The organism is Halopseudomonas xiamenensis, from assembly GCF_014219065.1.
Taxonomy (GTDB): domain Bacteria; phylum Pseudomonadota; class Gammaproteobacteria; order Pseudomonadales; family Pseudomonadaceae; genus Halopseudomonas; species Halopseudomonas xiamenensis.
The window spans coordinates 143,490-157,969 of the sequence record NZ_JACLGO010000003.1; the positions used below are offsets into that span (position 1 = coordinate 143,490).

The 14,480-nt window shown below is 62.5% G+C and carries 12 protein-coding genes and 3 tRNA genes; 2 read left to right on the forward strand and 13 right to left on the reverse strand.

All coding sequences use genetic code 11. From position 1 onward, the window contains the following. Positions 1-154: 154 nt before the first annotated feature. Both clpP and tig read right to left on the reverse strand, forming a co-directional pair. Positions 155-796, reverse strand: a complete 642-nt coding sequence (gene clpP, locus H6X51_RS03185; RefSeq protein WP_185266062.1) for an ATP-dependent Clp endopeptidase proteolytic subunit ClpP — start codon at positions 794-796, stop codon at positions 155-157. Between the two features lie 92 nt (positions 797-888). Further along, complete coding sequence (gene tig / locus H6X51_RS03190; RefSeq protein ID WP_185266063.1) at positions 889-2,229, reverse strand: trigger factor; 1,341 nt, start codon at positions 2,227-2,229, stop codon at positions 889-891. A 260-nt stretch (positions 2,230-2,489) separates the two neighbouring features. Here tig and H6X51_RS03195 point away from each other — a divergent pair, with 260 nt between their 5' ends. After that, complete coding sequence (locus H6X51_RS03195) at positions 2,490-3,863, forward strand: iron-containing redox enzyme family protein (RefSeq protein WP_235991220.1); 1,374 nt, start codon at positions 2,490-2,492, stop codon at positions 3,861-3,863. A gap of 18 nt (positions 3,864-3,881) precedes the next feature. On the opposite strand, the gene H6X51_RS03200 is transcribed toward H6X51_RS03195, so the two are convergent. The 4 genes from H6X51_RS03200 to H6X51_RS03215 form a co-directional block, all read right to left on the reverse strand. Beyond that, a complete protein-coding gene (locus H6X51_RS03200) occupies positions 3,882-4,319 on the reverse strand; it encodes a YqaA family protein (protein ID WP_185266064.1) in 438 nt (145 codons plus the stop codon). 73 nt (positions 4,320-4,392) lie between these two features. Beyond that, positions 4,393-4,477 (reverse strand) — tRNA-Leu (locus tag H6X51_RS03205). Positions 4,478-4,530: 53 nt separating this feature from the next. Next, positions 4,531-4,606: transfer RNA gene (locus tag H6X51_RS03210), tRNA-His, on the reverse strand. A 52-nt stretch (positions 4,607-4,658) separates the two neighbouring features. Further along, positions 4,659-4,735 (reverse strand) — tRNA-Arg (locus H6X51_RS03215). 237 nt (positions 4,736-4,972) lie between these two features. Here H6X51_RS03215 and folD point away from each other — a divergent pair. Further along, positions 4,973-5,827: a bifunctional methylenetetrahydrofolate dehydrogenase/methenyltetrahydrofolate cyclohydrolase FolD gene (folD, locus tag H6X51_RS03220; RefSeq protein ID WP_185266065.1), complete on the forward strand. Its 855-nt coding sequence runs from the start codon at positions 4,973-4,975 to the stop codon at positions 5,825-5,827. Positions 5,828-5,874: 47 nt separating this feature from the next. On the opposite strand, the gene H6X51_RS03225 is transcribed toward folD, so the two are convergent. The 7 genes from H6X51_RS03225 to H6X51_RS03255 form a co-directional block, all read right to left on the reverse strand. Beyond that, complete coding sequence (locus H6X51_RS03225) at positions 5,875-6,663, reverse strand: SDR family oxidoreductase (protein ID WP_185266066.1); 789 nt, start codon at positions 6,661-6,663, stop codon at positions 5,875-5,877. Positions 6,664-6,837: 174 nt separating this feature from the next. Next, entirely contained in the window at positions 6,838-8,025 is a 1,188-nt protein-coding gene (prpF, locus tag H6X51_RS03230; RefSeq protein ID WP_185266067.1) for a 2-methylaconitate cis-trans isomerase PrpF, read from the reverse strand. 138 nt (positions 8,026-8,163) lie between these two features. Then, complete coding sequence (locus H6X51_RS03235) at positions 8,164-8,538, reverse strand: endonuclease domain-containing protein (protein WP_185266068.1); 375 nt, start codon at positions 8,536-8,538, stop codon at positions 8,164-8,166. A 244-nt stretch (positions 8,539-8,782) separates the two neighbouring features. Next, the gene (gene acnD / locus H6X51_RS03240) at positions 8,783-11,392 is read right to left on the reverse strand and encodes a Fe/S-dependent 2-methylisocitrate dehydratase AcnD (protein ID WP_185266069.1); all 2,610 of its coding nucleotides are present in this window, start codon (positions 11,390-11,392) and stop codon (positions 8,783-8,785) included. 166 nt (positions 11,393-11,558) lie between these two features. Continuing rightward, complete coding sequence (prpC, locus tag H6X51_RS03245; protein WP_185266070.1) at positions 11,559-12,719, reverse strand: bifunctional 2-methylcitrate synthase/citrate synthase; 1,161 nt, start codon at positions 12,717-12,719, stop codon at positions 11,559-11,561. A gap of 52 nt (positions 12,720-12,771) precedes the next feature. Beyond that, complete coding sequence (gene prpB / locus H6X51_RS03250) at positions 12,772-13,656, reverse strand: methylisocitrate lyase (RefSeq protein ID WP_185266071.1); 885 nt, start codon at positions 13,654-13,656, stop codon at positions 12,772-12,774. After that, entirely contained in the window at positions 13,653-14,363 is a 711-nt protein-coding gene (locus tag H6X51_RS03255; protein ID WP_185266072.1) for a GntR family transcriptional regulator, read from the reverse strand. Before H6X51_RS03255 ends, prpB begins: the two co-directional genes overlap by 4 nt. Positions 14,364-14,480: the final 117 nt, after the last annotated feature.

Consider the following 14,480-nt stretch of genomic DNA (forward strand, 5'->3'; position numbering starts at 1 on the left):
CTGCTTGCAGATCACTCTTTGGACAAAGATGAGGGCTGCCAAGCCTCTTTGCAAGTGCAATCCATCCAGCCCGTACCGGCAATGCCTGTCTGGCCGTAGGAACATGGAAGAGCCCGGGCTGTTGCCCGGGCCGTTGAACCGGTGCGTCAGACCGTCATTCGGCGCTCGGACGGCTTTCCAGCATCTGGTCGATCAGACCGTATTCCACCGCTTCGGAGGCGCTCATGAAACGGTCACGATCGGTATCGCGGGCGATCACGTCCAGCGGCTGGCCGGTGTGGTGGGCCAGCACCTTGTTCAGGCGCTCGCGAATGTAGAGGATTTCCCGGGCATGGATCTCGATATCCGAGGCCTGGCCCTGGAAACCACCAAGCGGCTGGTGGATCATCACCCGCGAATGCGGCAGTGCGAAGCGCTTGCCGGCAGCACCACCGGCCAGCAGGAAGGCGCCCATGCTGCACGCCTGACCGATGCACAGGGTACTGACGTTGGGCTTGATGAACTGCATGGTGTCGTAGATCGCCATGCCGGCGGTCACCGAACCACCGGGCGAGTTGATGTACAGGTGAATGTCCTTGTCCGGGTTCTCCGACTCCAGGAACAGCAACTGCGCCACCACCAGATTGGCCATGTAGTCTTCTACCTGACCGACCAGGAAGATCACCCGCTCCTTGAGCAGACGCGAATAGATGTCATAGGAACGCTCACCCCGTGCCGACTGTTCGACGACCATGGGCACAAGGCCGCCTGCGGCCTGGATTTCCGGCGGTAACCCGGTATAGCTGTTATGAATCATGCTCTGGTGTCACTCCAATTTGCCTGTCGCCTGCATAAACACATGAGCCAGCCCGAAGGCTGGCTCAATGCACTGCGTAACATCAGCGAGGATTATTCGTCTGTGCTGCTCTGCGCTTCGTCGTCAGCCTGGGCGGGTTGAGCCGGCTTGACTGCCTCTTCGTAGGCAACCTGCTTGTCGGTCACCTTGGCCTGCTGCAGCACAGTATCCACGACTTGCTCTTCCAGCACAACCGACTGGATCTCGGCCAGCTGTTGCTCGTTCTGCATGTACCAGTTCACCACCTGCTCGGGCTCCTGGTAGGCCGAGGCCAGATCCTCGATCATCGCGCGAACACGGTCGTTGTCCGGCTTGATCTCGTTCTGCTTGACGATCTCGGCGACGATCAGACCCAGGCTCACACGACGCTTGGCCTGCTCTTCAAACAGTTCCGCCGGCAGTTGGCTCGGATCGATGTTGGCACCACCGAACTGCTGCACAGCCTGGACGCGCAGACGATCGATCTCGCTGCTGATCAGCGCCTTGGGCACCTCGATCTCATTGGTGCTCAGCAGGCCATCCATGACCTGGTTCTTGGTCTTGGACTTGATTGCCTGGCGCAGCTCGCGCTCCATGTTCTTGCGCACTTCGGCGCGGAAGCCTTCGACACCACCCTCTTCCACACCGAAGCGGGCGAAGAATTCATCATTCAGCTCGGGCAGCTGGGCAGCAGCCACTTCGTGGACGATGATCTCGAACTCGGCGGCCTTGCCGGCCAGTTCCAGGTTCTGATAGTCCTCGGGGAAGGTGACGCTGACAGTACGGGTTTCGCCTGCCTTGGCGCCGACCAGGCCATCCTCGAAACCGGGGATCATGCGACCGGAGCCCAGCACCAGCTTGCTGTTGCTGGCGGTGCCGCCCTGGAAGGCTTCGCCGTCGATGCGACCGGTGAAGTCGATGGTCAGTTGATCGTCGTTCTCGGCGGCACGCTCTACGGCTTCATAGCTGGTGTGCTGCTTGCGCAGGATTTCCAGCATGTTTTCCAGATCGGCGTCGGTCACTTCGGCATCGATGCGCTCTACGGCGATCTGCGAGAAGTCGCCCAGGGTCACTTCCGGGTACACTTCGAAAGTGGCGGTATATTCGAAATCCTTGCCTTCGTCGAGCGACTTGGGCTCGACGCTCGGCGCGCCAGCCGGGTTCAGCTTTTCCTGAACGACTGCTTCATAGAACGAAGACTGGATGACTTCGCCGATGACTTCCTGACGTGCGGATGCACCAAAGCGCTTGCGAATCACGCTCATCGGCACCTTGCCCGGACGGAAACCATCAACACGTGCACGGCTAGCTGTCTGCTGCAGGCGCTTGTTGACTTCATTTTCGATGCGCTCGGCAGGAATGCCGACAGTCATACGGCGCTCAAGACCGGAGATGGTTTCAACCGAAACTTGCATGTAGAGTCCTCGTTGAACAGACAATGTATGTGAATAAATAAAAGGCGGACATTCTAGTCGCTCACGCAGCGGAAGTCATCATCCCGACACGCCTTAGACATAGAGTTTTTCCCACGGTTGTCGCACATGGCCGGCATAGACGGCTCCAGCACCAGCCATGCCCCTACCAGCCTATTCATTGAATCTTTGCTCCCGTCCTGGCTCGTAATATCTAGCAACGGCGAAATCACGCCGAGCAGCCGCGAACAGGAAATGGAGCCATGACCATGCTGAGTACGCCAATCCAGCGCCTTGCAACTCCCGACCTGCAAGCCGACCTGGCCGCCTTGTATCATGGCTTGCTGCAGGCACCGCAGCAGCACCTCAGCAGCGCCCGACATTTCATGCGCGGGCAGCTGCAACAGGCGGCAACCCTCCCCTGCGACCTCCCCGCCACTCCCCAACAGCTGGACGAGTGGGTTGTCACCCGGCACACGCATACCGCCCGGGACTACCGGGACTATCTGGCGAGCCGCAGGCAAGGCCAACCACGGCGCTTCTTCAGCAATCGCGCGCACGCGCTGTATTTCCTGCGCCAGGTCGCCCCGACCAAACTGGTGGACGGCGCATGGCTGTATGGCGTGCTGCCCCACTGGCAGGACTGGCGCTTGCACACCCTGGTACGCACCTATCTGGAAGAACTCGGCGATGGCGAGGCGAGCCAGAACCACGTGCTACTCTACAAGCAGCTGCTCGCCAGCCATGACATCGACGATACCGCCCCACTGTCTGCCGCACATTTCGTACAGGGCGCCCAGCAGCTCGCCCTGGCCCGCCTGGCGACGGAATTCCTGCCGGAGCTGATCGGCTACAACCTGGGCTACGAGCAACTGCCCCTGCACCTGCTGATCACCACCTACGAGCTCGGCGAGCTGAATATCGATCCCTACTATTTCCAGCTGCATGTGACCATCGACAATGCCGCCACCGGCCATGCACGCAAGGCCGCCCGGGCCGTACTGGACAACCTGCCAGTCGCAGGCGATCGCCAGGCATACTACGAGCGGGTAAAGCGCGGTTATCAACTGAATGAACTGGGACTGTCCTCGGCAGCAGCCATCGCCGGATTCAAGCTGGAGCAGGAGCTGCACCGGGTCCTCGAGCATAAAGCCCGGATCGCCCGCCACCTGCACTCCGACCACTGCCGCATCGAGGGGCGCACGGTCAACGAGTGGCTGGCCAACAGCGGCCAGATCGGCGACTTTCTCAATGCGCTGCAGCAACGCGGCTGGATTCGCCGCCATCAGAACCCGGCTGACAGTCGTTTCTGGCAACTGATACAGGCCGATCGCGCGCCCATGTTCGGCGTGTTCAGCCGGTATGAGCTGCAACTGCTGCATGACTGGATCGCCGGCGAATGGCAGGAGTCAGCCCGGCCTTCTACGGCAAGGAAATTTGCCGGCCGAAGAAGCCCCGGGAAACGCCCCACCCCGACGGGAGACTTCAACTCGGAACAACACCTGCTGCAGCAGCAACTGCAAGCCCTGCCCGAACCAGACAGAACCCAGCGCCTGATCGAGCTGATGGCACCAGCTCAGCACTTCACACCGGCCGGCCTGATGGCTACCCGCCTGTTCTCCCGCATGGCGCCCTGAGCCCGCAGGCAGGCTCGACTAGAGCCAGTTGAGCGTGATCATCGTCAGCACCAGGTAACGCCCGGTCTTGGCCAGCGTGACCATCAGCAGAAAGCGCCAGAATGGCTCACGCATGACGCCCGCCGCCAGGGTGAGCGGATCGCCAATGACCGGCACCCAGCTCAACAACAGCGACCAGTAGCCGTAACGCTGATAGGCAACCTGGGCCTTCTGCAACTTGTCGGCCGGCACCGGAAACCAGCGCCGGTCCCGCCAGCGCTCGACATAGCGCCCCAGCAGCCAATTTACCACCGACCCAAGCACATTCCCCACCGACGCTACCACGAGCAACGTCATTACCGGCAGCTTGCCGGCCAGCAGCAGCGCCACCAGCACCGCCTCCGACTGCATGGGCAGGAAAGTGGCAGCGATGAAAGAACTGAGAAACAGACCGAGATAACCGGACACTTCCCACATAGGGCCTCCGATAGCCAATCAGGGCCTTGGACATATAACTCAAGATTTTACGGGAGGACTTGAAAGCCGATATTGGTGCGGATGGGGAGACTCGAACTCCCACACCTCGCGGCGCCAGAACCTAAATCTGGTGTGTCTACCAATTCCACCACATCCGCACATCGGTTTCAGATACGAAAACGCCAGGCTAGGCCTGGCGTTTTCGCTGAAATGGGGTGGACGATGGGGATCGAACCCACGACACCAGGAGCCACAATCCTGTGCTCTACCGACTGAGCTACGCCCACCATTACAGCAGCAACACTAACACATCTTCGTCGAATCATACCATTGTGCGCGTGGCGCGCCCGGCAGGACTCGAACCTGCGACCATCCGCTTAGAAGGCGGATGCTCTATCCAGCTGAGCTACGGGCGCCTTGCACATGTTCAATCCCGAAGGCTTGAAATGCTGGAGCCTGATCGCCTTCCAAACCGACTTCGTTGTGTTTGTGAAGCGGGGCGAATAATACTCAGCCCCCACCTCCCCGTCAACGATGAATTAGCATTTTTTTCAAATATTTGAGTAAGTTAAGAATCCGCCCGCCCACGCCCTTTTGCCAAAGCCCCGTCACATGCGACAATCGCCCCATTCTATGTACTGCCCAGGAACATCATGAAAGCCCAACTGATCGATGGCAAACAGATTGCCGCCAATCTCCGGCGCGAGATCGCCGACAAGGTCGCCCAACGCAAACAGCAAGGCCTGCGCATTCCAGGTCTTGCTGTCATTCTGGTGGGTAGCGACCCCGCCTCCCAGGTCTATGTGGCGCACAAGCGCAAGGACTGCGAGGAGGTCGGTTTCATCTCCAGCTCGCACGACCTGCCGGCCGACACCAGCCAGGAAGACCTGCTCAACCTGATCGATCAGCTCAATGAAGACCCAACCGTCGACGGTATTCTGGTCCAGCTGCCACTCCCGGCCCACCTGGACTCCTCGCTGCTGCTGGAACGGATTCGCCCGGACAAGGACGTCGACGGCTTCCACCCCTACAATATCGGTCGCCTGGCCCAGCGCATGCCGTTGCTGCGCCCGTGCACGCCACTGGGCATCATCCGCCTGCTGAAAAGCACGGGCGTCAGCCCTTATGGGTTGAATGCCACCGTGGTCGGCGCCTCCAATATCGTCGGACGACCAATGGCTCTGGAACTGCTGCTGGCCGGCTGCACCACCACAGTGGCACACCGCTTCACCAATGATCTGGAACAGCATGTGCGCCGCTCCGACCTGGTGGTGGTGGCCGTCGGCAAACCCGGCCTGGTCAAGGGCGAGTGGATCAAGCCCGGCGCCATCGTCATCGATGTCGGTATAAACCGCATGGAAGACGGCCGTCTGCGTGGCGACGTGGACTTCGACGCCGCCGCCGAGCGGGCAGCCTGGATCACCCCGGTTCCCGGCGGTGTCGGCCCGATGACCCGCGCCTGCCTGCTGGAAAACACCCTCATCGCCTGCGAGAAGCTGCACAGCTGATACAGGCGTGGGCAGCCAGCACCCGGCTGGCTGCTTTCCCCTTCCCGTTACAGACTGGCGGTGGCCCCGCCATCGACCGGCAGGTTGATGCCGTTGATGAAGGCTGCTGCCGGTGATGCGAGAAAGCCCACCGCGTTGGCGAACTCCTCCGGCTCGGCGAAGCGCCGGGCCGGAATGCTCTGCAACAGCTCCTGCTCGGCCTCCTGTCCGGTCTTGCCGGCCGCCTGCGCACGATAGGCCACCAGGCTTTCCAGGCGCGCGGTACGGGTCAGGCCCGGCAATACGTTATTCACCGTGATACCGCTGGCCGCCAGCTCATTGGCCAGTGTCTTGGCCCAGCTGGCCATGGCTGCGCGAATGCTGTTGGACACCCCCAGATTGGGCAACGGCCCCTTCACCGAGGTCGACAGCACATTGATGATGCGCCCATAGCCGAACTCACGCATGCCCGGCAGCAGCAACTGCAGGATCGTCTGGCTGCTCAACAGGTGCTGCTGGAAGGCGATGGCATAGCTTTCCGGCGCCGCCAGGTGCGCCGGCCCGGGCGCCGGGCCGCCGGTATTGTTGAGCCACACAGCAATAGCGCCACCCTGTTCGATCTCCGTCTGCAGCGCTACCGTCAGCGCCGGCAGATCGGTGGAGTCGACACAGATGTAGCCATGCTTCTGGCCCTCGGCCGCAGGCAGTTGCGCGACCAGCTCCGCGAGCTTGTCCTCGCTGCGCGCCAGCGCGATAACCTCCGCCCCCTGCAAGGCCAGCTGCCGGGCACAGGCGGCGCCCAAGCCCTGGCTGGCCCCGCCGACCAGGGCACGCTTACCGGCTAGATTCAGATCCATTATTGCTCTCCACTCGATATGAACACGGGTTTCAGGATGTGGAGTGCAGGTTAGGGTAAATCCCCGGGTCAGTTCAAATGTGATCGGCACGATTGTTCCTGGATCGGCACCGCCCAGGACGTAAAAGGCCCCGCCGAACGAATCTGGCAGGGCCTTTGCGTGAGCTGTCGCGCCTCAGACGGTATCGCCCGGCACGCGCACCCAGCCTTCCATGAGAATCCGCGCGCTGCGACTCATGATCGCCTTGGTCACCTGCCATTCGCCATTCACCTGCCGCGCCTCGGCACCCACCCGCAGGGTCCCGGACGGATGCCCGAAACGCACCGCCTCTCGCTCACCGCCGCCAGCGGCCTGGTTGACCAGAGTGCCGGGAATCGCCGCTGCGGTGCCGATCGCCACCGCAGCGGTACCCATCATGGCGTGATGCAGCTTGCCCATGGACAGTGCACGCACCAGCAGGTCGACCTCACCGGCCTGGATCTGCTTGCCGCTGGAGGCCCGGTAGTTCTTGGGCCGGGAGACGAAGGCGATCTTCGGCGTATGCTGGCGCTTGGCAGCTTCCTCCGGCTTGCTGATCAGCCCCATGCGCAACGCCCCGGCAACGCGGATCGCCTCGAAGCGCGCCAGCGCCTCGACATCGCCGTTGATATCCTCACGCAGTTCAGTGCCCTGGTAGCCGATGTCCTCGGCATTGACGAACACCGTCGGGATACCGGCGGTGATCATGGTCGCCTTCAGCGTGCCCATGCCCGGCACCTCAAGGTCATCGACCAGGTTACCAGTGGGGAACATCGAGCCGCCCTCCTCGCCATCATCGGACGGATCGAGAAACTCCAGCACGATCTCGGCCGCCGGGAAGGTCACCCCGTCCAGCTCGAAATCACCCAGCTCCTGCACCTGGCCATTGATCACCGGAACCTGGGCAATGATGGTCTTGCCGATATTGGCCTGCCACACACGCACTGTGCATACGCCGTTCTCGGGAATGCGCGCCGGATCGACCAGCCCGGCATGGATGGCAAAAGCCCCGGCCGCGGTGGACAGGTTGCCGCAGTTGCCGCTCCAATCGACGAAGGGACTGTCGATCGATACCTGGCCATAGAGGTAGTCGACATCGTGCTCCGGCTGGCTGCTTTTCGACAGGATCACGCACTTGCTGGTGCTGGAGGTTGCGCCGCCCATGCCGTCGATGTGCGCGGCGTAGGGGTCGGGACTGCCGATCACCCGCATGAACAGCCGATCCCGCGCCTCGCCCGGCGCCTGGCAGGATACCGGCAGGTCTTGCAGGCGGAAGAAAACGCCCTTGCTGGTGCCGCCACGCATGTAGGTCGCGGGGATTCTGATTTGTGTTGCCTGGGTCATGTTGTAGTACTCCTGAAGGAGCGGCCCCCTCTCCCCCGGCCCCTCTCCCGCGAGGGGAGAGGGAGCTTGGCCGTGCTTGCTCTGCAGCCAAGCATTGTCTGGCACCACCTGTGTCAGGAGTACGCAGTCACGTCCGCATCAGTCACCCCTCTCCCCTCGTGGGAGAGGGGCCGGGGGAGAGGGGGAACCACCCACCGCCTCAAATATCACCGCCAACACCTCATCCGTGTTCAGCAGTATCTCGTTATTCCAGAACCGCAGAACCCGAAAGCCCTGCGCCTTCAACCATGCATCGCGCTGCGCATCATGCGCGCTGGCGTTGTGTTGCCCGCCATCGGCCTCGACGATCAACCGCGCAGCGAAATGCACAAAATCCACCACATAAGGCCCCAGCGGTTGCTGACGCCGGAATTTCTGTTCCGCCAACCGGTGGCCGCGCAGATGGCGCCAGAGCAGTTGCTCGGCGCCGGTCATGTTGCTGCGCAGGTGTTTGGCGAAGTGTTTCTGGTTCATGCAGACTTGCCCTGTCATCAGGTGATGACTGGAGTCTGCGTTGCCGCTTCACTGGCGTCACATGGGTGAGTGCCAGGACGTGAACCGGTTCAAATTAAAGGGCTGGTCCTTTCCCCCTCTCCCCAGCCCTCTCCCACGAGGGGAGAGGGAGTTGGTCCGAGCCCGCAGAAGTAGCACTGCGTTTCCCCACAGTCACCCCTCTCCCTTTACGGGAGAGGGGCCGGGGGAGAGGGTGAGCCGGGTTCTACACCTTCCCTTCCAGAAAGTCCTGAGCAAACCGCTGCAGCACCCCACCCGCCTCGTACACGGTGACTTCCTCGTCACTGTCCAGTCGGCAGGTCATCGGCACCTCGACCCGCTCGCCGTTCTGACGATTGATCACCAGCGTCAACTCGGCGCGCGGCGCCGGGGTACCCACCACATCGTAGGTCTCGGTCCCATCCAGCCCCAGGGTCTTGCGGGTGGTGCCCGGCTTGAACTCCAGCGGCAACACGCCCATGCCGATCAGGTTGGTACGGTGGATGCGCTCGAAGCCTTCGGCGGCGATCGCTTCCACACCGGCCAGGCGCACGCCCTTGGCCGCCCAGTCACGGGAACTACCCTGGCCGTAGTCGGCGCCGGCGACGATGATCAGCGGCTGCTTGCGGTTCATGTAGGTTTCGATGGCTTCCCACATGCGCATCACCTCGCCTTCCGGCTCGACCCGGGCCAGCGAGCCCTGCTTCACGCTGCCGTCGTCGTTCAACACCATCTCGTTGAACAGTTTCGGGTTGGCGAAGGTGGCGCGCTGGGCGGTCAGGTGGTCGCCGCGGTGGGTGGCGTAGGAGTTGAAGTCCTCCTCCGGCAGGCCCATCTTGTGCAGGTATTCACCAGCGGCGCTGTCCATCAGAATCGCGTTGGACGGCGACAGGTGGTCGGTGGTGATGTTGTCCGGCAGGATCGCCAGCGGGCGCATGCCCTTGAGCGTGCGCTCACCGGCCAGGGCGCCTTCCCAGTACGGCGGGCGACGGATATAGGTGGACATCGGCCGCCAGTCGTACAGCGGGCTTTCCGCTTCCTGGATGGTGCCCAGGTCGAACATCGGGATGTACACCTGCTTGAACTGCTCGGGCTTGACGCTGGAGGCGACGATGGCGTCGATTTCCTCGTCGCTCGGCCACAGGTCCTTCAGGGTCACCGGGTTGCCGTTCTGGTCGCGGGCCAGCACGTCCTGCTCGATATCGAAGCGCACGGTACCGGCAATGGCGTAGGCCACCACCAGCGGCGGCGAGGCGAGGAAGGCCTGCTTGGCGTAGGGGTGGATACGGCCATCGAAGTTGCGGTTACCGGACAGCACCGCGGTAGCGTACAGGTCGCGCTCGATGATTTCCTGCTGGATCACCGGGTCCAGCGCGCCGGACATGCCGTTACAGGTGGTGCAGGCATAGGCGACGATACCGAAGCCGAGCTTCTCCAGCTCCGGCAGCAGTCCGGCCTCTTCCAGGTACAGGCGGGCAACCTTGGAGCCCGGAGCGAAGGAGGTCTTGACCCAGGGCTTGCGCACCAGGCCCAGCTCGTTGGCCTTCTTCGCCACCAGGCCGGCGGCGACCACGTTGCGCGGGTTGGAGGTGTTGGTGCAGCTGGTGATCGCGGCGATGATCACCGCGCCGTCGGGCATCAGGCCTTCGGCCTCCTCCGCCCGGCCGGCTTCCAGCTTGGCTTCGTCGGCGATGCCACGCTCGGCCAGCGCCGAGGTCGGCAGGCGGCGATGCGGGTTGGACGGGCCCGCCAGGTTGCGCACCACGCTGGACAGGTCGAACTCCAGCACTCGCTCGTACTCGGCGGTGGTCAGCGCACTGCTCCACAGGCCCAGCTGTTTGGCATACTGCTCGACCAGCGCGACCTGCTCCGGCTCGCGGCCGGTCAGCTTCAGATAGTCGATGGTCTGACCATCGATGTAGAACATCGCTGCGGTGGCGCCGTACTCCGGGCACATGTTGGAGATGGTCGCGCGGTCACCGATGGTCAGGCTGTCGGCGCCTTCGCCGAAGAACTCGACATAGGCGCCCACCACCCGTTCCTGGCGCAGGAACTCGGTCAGCGCCAGCACGATATCGGTTGCGGTGATACCCGGCTGGCGTTTGCCGGTCAGCTTGACACCGACGATGTCGGGCAGACGCATCATGGAGGGACGGCCGAGCATCACGGTCTCGGCTTCCAGACCGCCGACACCGATGGCGATCACGCCCAGCGCATCGACGTGCGGGGTGTGCGAGTCGGTGCCCACGCAGGTATCCGGGAAGGCCACGCCATCGCGGGCCTGGATCACCGGGCTCATCTTCTCCAGGTTGATCTGGTGCATGATGCCGTTGCCGGCGGGGATCACGTCGACGTTCTTGAACGCGGTCTTGGTCCACTCGATGAAGTGGAAGCGGTCCTCGTTGCGGCGGTCCTCGATGGCACGGTTCTTCTCGAAGGCATCCGCCTCGAAGCCGGCGTGCTCGACGGCCAGCGAGTGGTCGACGATCAGTTGGGTCGGCACCACCGGGTTGACCAGCGACGGGTCCCCGCCCTGCTCGGCGATGGCGTCACGCAGGCCGGCCAGATCGACCAGTGCGGTCTGGCCGAGAATGTCATGGCAGACCACCCGCGCCGGGTACCAGGGGAAGTCCAGGTCGCGCTTGCGCTCGATCAGCTGTTTCAGCGAATCGGTCAGTGCCGTGGGATCGCAGCGGCGCACCAGCTGCTCGGCCAGCACCCGCGAGGTATAGGGCAATTTGGCCCAGGCACCGGGCTGGATGGCATCCACGGCGGCTGGGGCGTTGTAGTAGTCCAGGTTGGTACCTGGCAGGTTTTCACGGTATTGGGTATTCATGGTCGAGCCTGTGTTTTAGTCGGAGTCTGTCTCACCCTCTCCCCAGCCCTCTCCCGTCAAGGGAGAGGGAGCAGGCCATGCAACTGATCAACGCCCTGCACGGTCCAAAGCCCCTCTCCCCTTGCGGGAGAGGGGTTGGGGAGAGGGGGAGCGGCCCCCCAGATAATTACTTACGATCCTTCAACGCCACGAACTGCAGATCTTCCGGCCCGACATAGTTGGCGCTGGGACGGATGATCTTGCCGTCGATACGCTGCTCGATGACGTGCGCCGACCAACCGGCAGTGCGGGCGATGACGAACAGCGGGGTGAACATGGCGGTGGGTACGCCCATCATGTGGTAGCTCACGGCGCTGAACCAGTCGAGGTTGGGGAACATCTTCTTGATTTCCCACATGGTGCTTTCCAGGCGCTCGGCGATGTCATACATCTTGGTATTGCCCTGCTCCTGGGACAGCTCCTCGGCGACCTGCTTGATCACCTGGTTGCGCGGATCGGAGACGGTGTAGACCGGGTGGCCGAAGCCGATGACCACTTCCTTCTTCTCGACCCGGGCGCGGATGTCGGCCTCGGCCTCATCCGGGTTGTCGTAGCGCTTCTGGATCTCGAAGGCCACCTCGTTGGCGCCACCGTGCTTCGGCCCGCGCAGTGCGCCGATGGCGCCGGCGATACAGGAGAACATGTCCGAACCGGTACCGGCGATCACCCGGCTGGTGAAGGTCGAGGCGTTGAACTCATGCTCGGCATACAGGTTCAGCGAGGTGTGCATGGCCCGTACCCAGGACTCACGCGGCTTCTCGCCGTGCAGCAGGTGCAGGAAGTGACCGCCGATGGAGTCGTCGTCGGTTTCCACATCGATGCATTTGCCGTTGTGGCTGTAGTGGTACCAGTACAGCAGCATGGAACCCAGCGAGGCCATCAGCTTGTCGGCGATATCCCGCGCGCCCGGGTGGTTGTGGTCATCCTTCTCCGGGGTCAGGCAGCCGAGCACCGACACACCGGTACGCATCACGTCCATCGGATGGGCCGACGGCGGCAGTTGTTCCAGGGCGCTCATCACCGCTGCCGGCAGGCCACGCAGGGCTTTGAGCTTGGCCTTGTACGCCGCCAGCTCAGCCTCGGTGGGCAGCTTGCCGTGCACCAGCAAGTGGGCGATTTCCTCGAACTCGCAGGTGGTCGCCACATCCAGGATGTCGTAACCACGGTAATGCAGGTCGTTACCGCTGCGACCGACGGTGCACAGCGCGGTATTGCCGGCAGCGGTACCGCTCAGGGCGACCGATTTCTTCGGCTTGAAGGTCGGGGTGGTCGATTCGTTGGCGCTCATGGCGTTCTCCTCACTTGGACCCGGTCGGGTGCTTTTATTGTCTTCAGTGGTTTCACTTCTTGCCGGCGGCAAACAGCGCATCCAGTTTCTGCTCGAAGGCGTGATAGCCGATACGGTCGTACAGCTCCATGCGAGTCTGCATGGTCTCGATGACATTCTGCTGATGGCCTTCGGTGCGGATGGCGTTGTAGACGTTTTCCGCCGCCTTGTTCGCTGCGCGGAAGGCCGACAGCGGGTACAACTGAATGGCCACACCCACCGAGGCCAGCTCCTCGCGGGTGAACAGCGGCGTAGCGCCGAATTCGGTAATGTTGGCCAGCACCGGCACGTTCAGCTCCTTGACGAAGCGCTCGTAGGTCGGCAGGTCGTAGGCGGCCTCGGCGAAAATCGCATCGGCACCCGCTTCAACGTAGCGTTTGCAGCGCTCAAGCGCCGCTTCCACACCCTCAGCCTGGATGGCATCGGTACGGGCGATCAGGAAGAAATCCGGATCGGTCCTGGCGTCCGCCGCCGCCCGCACCCGGTCGACCATCTCCTCGGTGGAGACGATCTCCTTGCCCGGACGGTGACCGCAGCGCTTGGCGCCAACCTGGTCCTCGATGTGCGCGGCAGCGGCACCGGCCTTGATCAGGCTCTTGACCGTGCGCTCGATATTGAAGGCACTGGGGCCGAAGCCGGTGTCGATATCCACCAGCAGCGGCAGGTCGCAAACATCGGTGATGCGGCGCACGTCGATCAGCACATCCTCCAGGGTGTTGATCCCCAGGTCCGGCAGACCCAGCGAGCCGGCGGCCACACCGCCACCGGACAGATAGATGGCCTTGAAGCCGGCACGCTTGGCCAGCAGCGCGTGGTTGGCGTTGATCGCGCCAATCACCTGCAAGGGTTGTTCTTCCGCGAGCGCCTGACGAAAACGTTGGCCTGGGGTCTTGTTCATTGATTGCTCCCTCCTGAGGACGTATTGGCGTCACGCTGTTCCAGCATGCGACGCTCGATATTGCGGCGAGATGCGCTGATATGACGGCGCATCAGCATTTCCGCGAGTTCACCATCGCGATCGGCGATGGCTTCGATGATTCGGTGGTGTTCGGCAAACGCCTGCTGCGGACGCTTGGGCGTGGACGAGAACTTGTAGCGATACATGCGCACCAGGTGGTACAGGTCGCCGCAGAGCATGTCGCTGAGGGTCTGATTCTTGCTGCCCTGGATGATCACGAAGTGGATATCCAGGTCGCCTTCCTGCTGATAGTAGGACTGGTTGGCCTTGAGTCCGGCGTGGCGCTCATGGGTAGCCAGGATATCGCGCAGATTGGCGATTTCCTCGTCGGTCATGTTCTGCGCTGCCAACCGGCAGGCCATGCCCTCCAGTGCTTCGCGCACATGGTACAGCTCGATCAGCTCTTCATAGCTCAGCGAGACCACGCGCACCCCGGCATGCGGCACCCGCACCACCAGGCGCCGCCCTTCCAGACGACGAATGGCCTCGCGCAGTGGGCCGCGGCTGATACCGTAGGTGGTGGACAGAAACTGCTCGCTGATGCGGGTACCCGGCGGGATCTCACCTTTGACAATCGCCGTCTGCAGGCGCTGAAAAGCCCCGTCGGACAATGTTGCAGCAGGAATCACGTTATTGGAATCAGCCAATTGTCGACAACCTTATTGGAGTGAAAGGCAAAATCCGGCTCACTGAGCGAGATAATGCCCTTCACAAACACAGATTGTCAACAATCCCTATTCCCCGCTGATATTTTGATAAACATT